Origin of the sequence: Bradyrhizobium sp. (genome assembly GCF_019242285.1) — a bacterium.
In the GTDB taxonomy this organism is placed as follows: domain Bacteria; phylum Pseudomonadota; class Alphaproteobacteria; order Rhizobiales; family Xanthobacteraceae; genus Bradyrhizobium.
This window is the reverse complement of sequence record NZ_JAFAVV010000329.1, coordinates 1-2,031: the sequence shown is the minus strand read 5'-3', so window position 1 is coordinate 2,031 and position 2,031 is coordinate 1. Positions and strand designations below refer to the sequence as shown.

Annotated in this window: 3 protein-coding genes; all 3 read right to left on the bottom strand. The window is 61.9% G+C overall.

Annotated elements, in window-relative coordinates; all coding sequences use genetic code 11:
* Positions 1–287: 287 nt before the first annotated feature.
* Positions 288–533, bottom strand: coding sequence for a hypothetical protein (locus tag JOY90_RS12990; RefSeq protein WP_291691529.1), 246 nt, complete (start codon positions 531–533; stop codon positions 288–290).
* Positions 534–546: 13 nt separating this feature from the next.
* The gene (locus JOY90_RS12985; RefSeq protein ID WP_291691528.1) at positions 547–837 is read right to left on the bottom strand and encodes a type II toxin-antitoxin system RelE/ParE family toxin; all 291 of its coding nucleotides are present in this window, start codon (positions 835–837) and stop codon (positions 547–549) included.
* 162 nt (positions 838–999) lie between these two features.
* Positions 1,000–2,031: MFS transporter (locus JOY90_RS12980; RefSeq protein WP_291691527.1), on the bottom strand; the 1,032-nt coding region annotated here is incomplete at its 5' end.

The window sequence follows — 2,031 nt, the reverse complement described above, 5'->3', positions numbered from 1 at the left end:
GGAAGGACATCACTATGTCTTTCGAAAAAGCCCGACGTGCAAGCTTTACTGGTCGGATCTCTCGCTGTCAGGTTTGCCTCGCTGCACCAATCGTTGCGACTGTCTGCTGCGGGTCATTCGCGACTTGGTCGGACCGCCTCGTCATGTCCGGAATTCGCCCTTCGCGGACATCATGATTGCTGCGCAGTGCGTAGCGCGGATTAGCGAAGCGTAACCGGATCTTATTTGTAGTCACTTGGCGACTTACGTCTTCGGCTAATCCGCCCTACTCGCTCGCTGCACCGTATTTAGGCGACTTTCTCGATTGGCTCGGCCACGAGCTTGACGCCTGCCGCGCCCATGATGGTGCGGATATCGCCGAGTTCGGGGTTCTGAGGGTGGCCGATGGTTTTCCCCGTTGCCCGAGCGATGGCATCGAGGACGGAGGTGATCATATCCAAATCGTTGCTCTCGAATGCCTCGGTCAAAAGCGCGGCGATCCGACCCGGAGTTGTCAGGTGTTCGGCGAGGTCGAATTTTGCGGTCTTGATCATTGCATGCATCCTCTCAAAGTTGCGCCGCTAGTTCTTTCGCCCGATTGATGTCCTTCTCTTGAGTCGCTTTGTCACCGCCGCAGAGAATGAGAAGGAGGGTTTTCCCAGTGCGCTTGTAATAGATACGGTAACCGGGACCGTAGTCGACTCGCATCTCGCTTATGCCGTCGCCTACCGGCTTGACATCCCCCGGGTTGCCCGCCGCAAGGCGCAAGAGCCGAGCGGTAATCTTCGCGAACGCCCTGTCATCCGCGAGCCCGTCCAACCAAGTCTTGAACTCCTCGGTTCTTTCGACGGTGTACATAACGTATTCCCTAGGCCCCAAGATGTAAACGCGGGTTTACCGCAAATCAGCGCATCGCCGATCTTCTTTGTAGTCACTTGGTAGATTTCGCCTTCGGCTAATACGCCCCCACTTGCCGTCATCTTTGCTCGCCAACGGCTGCACCGGTGGGCGGCCTGTAGTTCAACCCGCCTCCCCGCCCGCATGGCGCAGCTTGCCTGCGACCGCACGAACCTTGCCGGGCGAGGCCCGCCAGATCGCAACCGATGACAAGACGCTCACCGCAATCCCGATCGCGAAGGCGATGCTGTAGCTGCCGGTGACATCGTGGATCAGGCCGGTGACCCACGGTCCGGCGGCGCCGCCCGCCAGCGCGGACAGCATGATACAGCCGAAGATGCTGCCGTAGTGCCGGCCTTGGAAAACCTCCAAGACCACCGGGCCCATGATCGAGGTCAGCCCATAGCCGAGCGCGCCCTGCGCGAACACCATGAGATAGACCAGCCACAGGCTTGGCGCGTATTTCAGCCCGATCAGCGCGGCAAAGCAGACCGCAAAGCCGAAGCTGCCGATCGTCCAGATCGCCTCGCGGCCGATCCGGTCGGAGGCATGGCCGAGCAGAATCTGGCCGGGAATGCCGAGCAGGCTCACGACGCCCAGCGCCCAGACGCCGACGCTCGGGCTGAAGCCGATGTCGAGCAGAAACTTGGTCTGGTGCACCTGCACCGCATACCAGATGTACAGGCCGCAGAAATAGCCGAGCGCGATCCACCAGAAGCGCGCCGTCGCGAGCGCGCGGGACAGCGTCCAGTCGATGGCGACCCATGCGGGGTCGACGACGTTCGAGACCGGTTTCACGGATGACCCATGCGGTGCGGCATCGCCGTCGGGCTGCAGTCCGATGTCCTCGGGCCGCTTGTGCAGAAGAAGATTGATCGGCGCGAGCACGATCAGCACCATCAGCCCCATCATCGTGCAGGCGGTGCGCCAGCCGGTCTGGTCGATGACGTGCTGCACCCATGGCAGGAGCGTCACCGAGCCGATGCCGACGCCGGCGAAGGCGATGCCGATCGCGAGCCCCCGGCGGCGGATGAACCAGTTCGGCAGGAACAGCGACTGCCCGGAATAGCCGAGACAGATGCTGCCGGAGCCGACCAGGACGCCGATGGTGACATAGAGATGCCAGGGCTCGGTGGTCAGCGGCGCCAGCAACAG

Coding starts and splice junctions, on each gene's coding strand:
- JOY90_RS12990 (WP_291691529.1), bottom strand. CDS start 533: ATGATCAAGACCGCAAAATTCGACCTCGCCGAACACCTGACAACTCCG.
- JOY90_RS12985 (WP_291691528.1), bottom strand. CDS start 837: ATGTACACCGTCGAAAGAACCGAGGAGTTCAAGACTTGGTTGGACGGG.